Below are 4,368 nucleotides of genomic sequence, written 5' to 3'. Positions count from 1 at the left end.
TCTCCGGTGTACATAGCCACCCGATTGTCCCATTTGGACTTCACGGTGGGTTGACCGCGTCTCATTTCCGCATCGTCAATCACATCGTCGTGAACGAGAGAGGCAGAATGAATCAGTTCCAGAGGTACCGCTATACGCTTGAGCTTGTCCAGATCATATTCTCCAAACTTGCCTCCCAGCAATACAAATACGGGACGCAAACGCTTGCCCCCTGCTTTAAGCAGATGAAGCGACGTATCATTAATCAACGGCTCCGTACTGTCGATACTGCGATACAACTCTTCTTCTATAAAGTTCATATCCTTCTTTAATAAACCGAACAAATCCAATCGTTTCATTCTTTCACCCGTGTCAGCGTATTGTCACTCCAGAGAAGCGGCTTCACTCGTCGGTCAAGCAGCCCCAGTTCATGCGCATACTGAAAATAAAGCTCTAAACCTTGTTGTTGCTTCTCTCCAAAATCATAACACAGATTAGTAAAGTAGCGCTCCCAATAATCTCGCAGACCTCCAATTTCCTCGCATGCTTCAGAAATAACAGGCGTCAGGTCCGACAGACTACGCTGCTTGCTTACGCGGAACGCACTTGCAATTTCAGCCACCGCCGCGGGATTTTGAGCAGCAACAGCACGTCGTACTGCCCATACAGCAAAAGTCATACTATAGCCCGTCCAGCGCTTCCACTCTTCTCCGAGGTCCGTAACATACAGACCTTCGCTTCGCCAAGATGCCTTAATCGCGTGATCTCCAATCAGCAGCCCTGCATCTGCCTGTTCCAGCATCAAGTCAAGATCCGGTTCACAGTCAAAATAGGAAGGCTGACCTTCCCATGCCTTTTGCATCAAAATTTTCAACAAATTCACGGATGTAGCAGACGTATTCGTTAGTGCAATGGTTCCGTTTTTGATTTCGTCAAGCGGCTTGCGTGAAAATAGTAAAATGGATTGCACAGGACCATCTGCACTGACGGATAAATCCGGCAACAATAGCATTTCCTCAGCACCCGATGCATACGCAAATGAGGACATCGCACTGATATCCAAACTCCCATTCAGCATACCTCGATTCAATTCAGCCGGAACTTTAGAAACCATCTCCGCCGAATGGAGAAGCTCAGAAGGATTAAAATAATGAAAAATAGGCCAAGCGTTTGTATATTTAATTTTTCCGATTGTGATTGTCTTGGTGTCCGGCGTCGGCATCGGAATCCCCCCATCTCGTAAACAGTTGATGTTCTATACGCAAGCTGTCCAATACTTTGCCTACGAGGAACAGCACAATATCATCCAGCGTCTTCGGATGAAAGTAAAAAGCCGGCATAGCCGGAATCATTTTGACGCCGAGTCTCGCAAGCTTAAGCATGTTTTCCAAATGAATGGCATGTAGAGGCGTTTCACGAGGCACAAGGATCAGCGGACGACCTTCCTTCATCATCACGTCCGCTGCCCTCGCCATGAGGTTATCGGACGAACCGTGTGCTACTGCTGACAACGTCCCCATTGAGCATGGCATAATAATCATCGCATCCACCAAATAAGAGCCGCTCGCAATCGAAGCTCCAATATCTGTGAACGGATGGTATACAAGAGAACCGGGACGGCCTCCGAATTGTTCATTCAAAGCCCCTTCCCGGTCAGTCACATTCCAGCCCAACTCCTCTTTCAATACCCGCCAGCCAGCATTGGAAACGATCAGGTGAACTGTGTATTGCAAGTCAAGCAGAGTCTCTACCAGTCGCACACCATAAATGCTTCCGCTCGAGCCTGTAATGCCAATAACGATTCGTTTGCCTTGATGTCCGCTCACCTGATTATTCATTAGTATTGACGCACCACCAAATCAATCAGTGTAAAGGCAAACACGACAGTGCTAAGTACACCGTTCATAGTAAAGAATGCCGTCTGCAAACGACTCAAATCTTTTGGAGATACGATATAGTGTTCATAAAATAAAATAATGTACGAAATAATCATGCCCGCCAGATACCACCAGCTTAAATCTGCAATAAAGAACAATACAATAAATCCGATTGCCGTAATGACGTGGAATGCCCGAGCGATGTTCAACGCACCTGCTACACCAAAACGGGCAGGAATAGAATAAACTCCTTCGTTTTGGTCAAAATCTATATCCTGACAAGCATAAATTACATCAAATCCCGCCGTCCAAAATGCAATCGTGAGATATAGTACGATAGCGGTCAAATCTATTTGTCCCGTTACTGCAACCCACGCGCCGAGTGGCGCCAAACCAATGGTCAGACCAAGTACAATATGGCAAAGCCAAGTGAAACGCTTGGTGTAAGAATAAAAAACGAGCATAAAAAAGGCCAGCGGGAACAGCTTGAACGCCAGCGGACTTAACTTGAATGATGCCCAGAATAACAACACCAAACTGACGATAATGAAAATCACCACTTCGCTCGATTTGAGCAACCCCGCCGGGATAGCGCGTCCTGCTGTGCGCGGATTTTTCCCGTCAATCACCCGGTCAATCATACGATTGAAGCCAAAAGCCGCGCTACGTGCGCCAACCATAGCTAGCAGAATCCAGCCGATCTGCGGCCAGGAGGGAAGGTTGCCTGTCACGATAACAGACCCCAATACAGCCCCCATGAATGCAAATGGGAGCGCAAATAACGTATGTTCAATTTTAATCATTTCCAAAAAAATAGCAATTTTCTTAAACATGCTGACTCTCCTTGATTCCAATGTGCAATGCCGCAATGCCTCCGGTGAGAGAATGAGCCTGAACATCCTTCAATCCGACTTCACGGAAGATGCCAGCCAACTCATCCCTTCCTGGAAAAAGCGCCAACGAATCAGGGAGCCATTTATACTGCTCATAACGTTTGGCGAACAATTTGCCGAGCATGGGCAAGATGTGTTGAAAATATGTGTAGTAAATTCCCTTGAACGGCTGCCAAGTAGGTTTGGACAATTCCAGACATACGACCTGCCCGCCAGGTTTGACGACTCGTTGCATCTCCTGTAACACGTGGCGCAGATCAGGCACGTTGCGCAGACCGAAACCAATCGTCGCATAATCAAATGAATTATCTTCAAAAGGTAGTTCCATCGCGTTGCCCTGAACAAGCTTAATTTGCTTTTCACGGGATTCTGATGTAATCTTACGCTCGCCAACATTGAGCATGTTCTGACTAAAATCGAGTCCTACGATGTGACCACTTTCACTTGCTCGTGCCATCGCAAGCGTCCAATCACATGTACCACAGCAAAGATCAATTGCCGTATCGCCGCGATGCATGTTCATTTTTTTCATCGTAAATTTCCGCCAAGCCTTATGTCTGCGAAAGCTCAGTATATCGTTCATCAAATCGTATTTACCTGCTATGCTTTCAAACACGCCATGAACGAATTGCTCTTTCGGCTTGGTGTCGCTTGATCCCATCACGTTCACCTAACCTTCCCTCACAACTGGGTGCGGACTATTTAGCAGCTTCTGGAAAGGCTCAAGCATGCGTTCAAATTCCTCGATCCCTGTATTTTGATCATCTGACAGGATATGCCTGATGTGTGTAACAGCCGTGCGAAGCTTGTCCAGTATCGCATCCTCGGCTTTGTATTTCAGAACAAGCTTACGCCATGCTTCAGTGTCAGTACCACTCCCTGAAAGCAATGCCTGCTCGTTCCGGTCCCCGTTACCATAAATATGCCAGAACATATATCCGAAACGGGACTTGTCCGGTTCTGCCCGCTTGCCCCATTCCTCCACCAAGGTATCACAGAGAGCAAATTTGTTGAGAAGCTGCTTCCAAATTTCCTGATCCTGTTCTGCTACAAGTGAAGTGAATGATAAAAAAAGCTCCTTTTTGAAACGAACCATCTGAGTTAAATACTGAGTTGCATCCAATCGGAATTGCTTCATTCCCCAGTACAGATTCATTTTCCCTGCGTTCACTTCACATACAGCATCACTCAGCTTCGAAATGGCCGTGATGCGGCCTGCCAGTGCAAGCAGCTGATAAAAACGACTGCTAAAATAGTCCCCAGCTAACACTTTCAGCTGTCTGGAACGCATCTCCTCCGGGCTCCGTATACCGGATAAAGTATCAATCATATCATGCGTATCCAGCCCCATCTGCACAAGCGAGGTTACCAATGCGTACAGTTCGTCCTCACTGGCATGCAGCTCCTGCGCATTCCGGTTCAAAAACACAAACATCAAACGGGTACGGCTGTCAGGAAAAGCCGGCATTTCCGTATGTTGTTGAATCATGTCGTATTCCACATATTTCCTTGCTAATTGGGGTACGCGATACGGTTTCATCCTAAGCCTCCGAGACATGACTTTCTGCTATACTCAAATAATTGCAATGCCTTATATTATATCACAATTTAAAATGATT

General features: G+C 46.7%; 6 protein-coding genes. All 6 read right to left on the bottom strand.

Translation table 11 applies throughout. The features are described 5' to 3' along the window. Nucleotides 1-338 (bottom strand): polyprenyl synthetase family protein (locus GRP75_RS19995; protein ID WP_202404223.1); only part of this gene is annotated, 338 nt, incomplete at its 3' end. Continuing rightward, a complete protein-coding gene (locus tag GRP75_RS19990) occupies nt 335-1,201 on the bottom strand; it encodes a menaquinone biosynthetic enzyme MqnA/MqnD family protein (protein WP_028540636.1) in 867 nt (288 codons plus the stop codon). The genes GRP75_RS19990 and GRP75_RS19995, both read right to left, overlap by 4 nt. Further along, on the bottom strand, nt 1,158-1,817 hold the full coding sequence (locus GRP75_RS19985; RefSeq protein ID WP_160790160.1) for a UbiX family flavin prenyltransferase: 660 nt from the start codon (nt 1,815-1,817) through the stop codon (nt 1,158-1,160). Before GRP75_RS19985 ends, GRP75_RS19990 begins: the two co-directional genes overlap by 44 nt. After that, a complete protein-coding gene (locus GRP75_RS19980) occupies nt 1,817-2,689 on the bottom strand; it encodes a UbiA-like polyprenyltransferase (RefSeq protein WP_028540635.1) in 873 nt (290 codons plus the stop codon). The genes GRP75_RS19985 and GRP75_RS19980 overlap by 1 nt, the downstream gene beginning before the upstream one ends. Then, a complete protein-coding gene (locus GRP75_RS19975) occupies nt 2,682-3,410 on the bottom strand; it encodes a demethylmenaquinone methyltransferase (RefSeq protein WP_023989173.1) in 729 nt (242 codons plus the stop codon). Before GRP75_RS19975 ends, GRP75_RS19980 begins: the two co-directional genes overlap by 8 nt. Before the next feature lie 9 nt (nt 3,411-3,419). Beyond that, on the bottom strand, nt 3,420-4,289 hold the full coding sequence (locus GRP75_RS19970) for a heptaprenyl diphosphate synthase component 1 (protein ID WP_028540634.1): 870 nt from the start codon (nt 4,287-4,289) through the stop codon (nt 3,420-3,422). Nucleotides 4,290-4,368 lie beyond the last annotated feature (79 nt).

It is taken from the genome of Paenibacillus sp. OT2-17 (assembly GCF_009827695.1).
In the GTDB taxonomy this organism is placed as follows: domain Bacteria; phylum Bacillota; class Bacilli; order Paenibacillales; family Paenibacillaceae; genus Paenibacillus; species Paenibacillus polymyxa_B.
This window is presented reverse-complemented; position numbering and strand designations above follow the sequence as displayed.

Excerpts from the sequence above, each read along its gene's own strand:
- GRP75_RS19990 (WP_028540636.1), bottom strand. The coding sequence starts at position 1,201 with ATGCCGACGCCGGACACCAAGACAATCACAATCGGAAAAATTAAATAT.
- GRP75_RS19985 (WP_160790160.1), bottom strand. The coding sequence starts at position 1,817 with ATGAATAATCAGGTGAGCGGACATCAAGGCAAACGAATCGTTATTGGC.
- GRP75_RS19980 (WP_028540635.1), bottom strand. The coding sequence starts at position 2,689 with ATGTTTAAGAAAATTGCTATTTTTTTGGAAATGATTAAAATTGAACAT.
- GRP75_RS19975 (WP_023989173.1), bottom strand. The coding sequence starts at position 3,410 with ATGGGATCAAGCGACACCAAGCCGAAAGAGCAATTCGTTCATGGCGTG.
- GRP75_RS19970 (WP_028540634.1), bottom strand. The coding sequence starts at position 4,289 with ATGAAACCGTATCGCGTACCCCAATTAGCAAGGAAATATGTGGAATAC.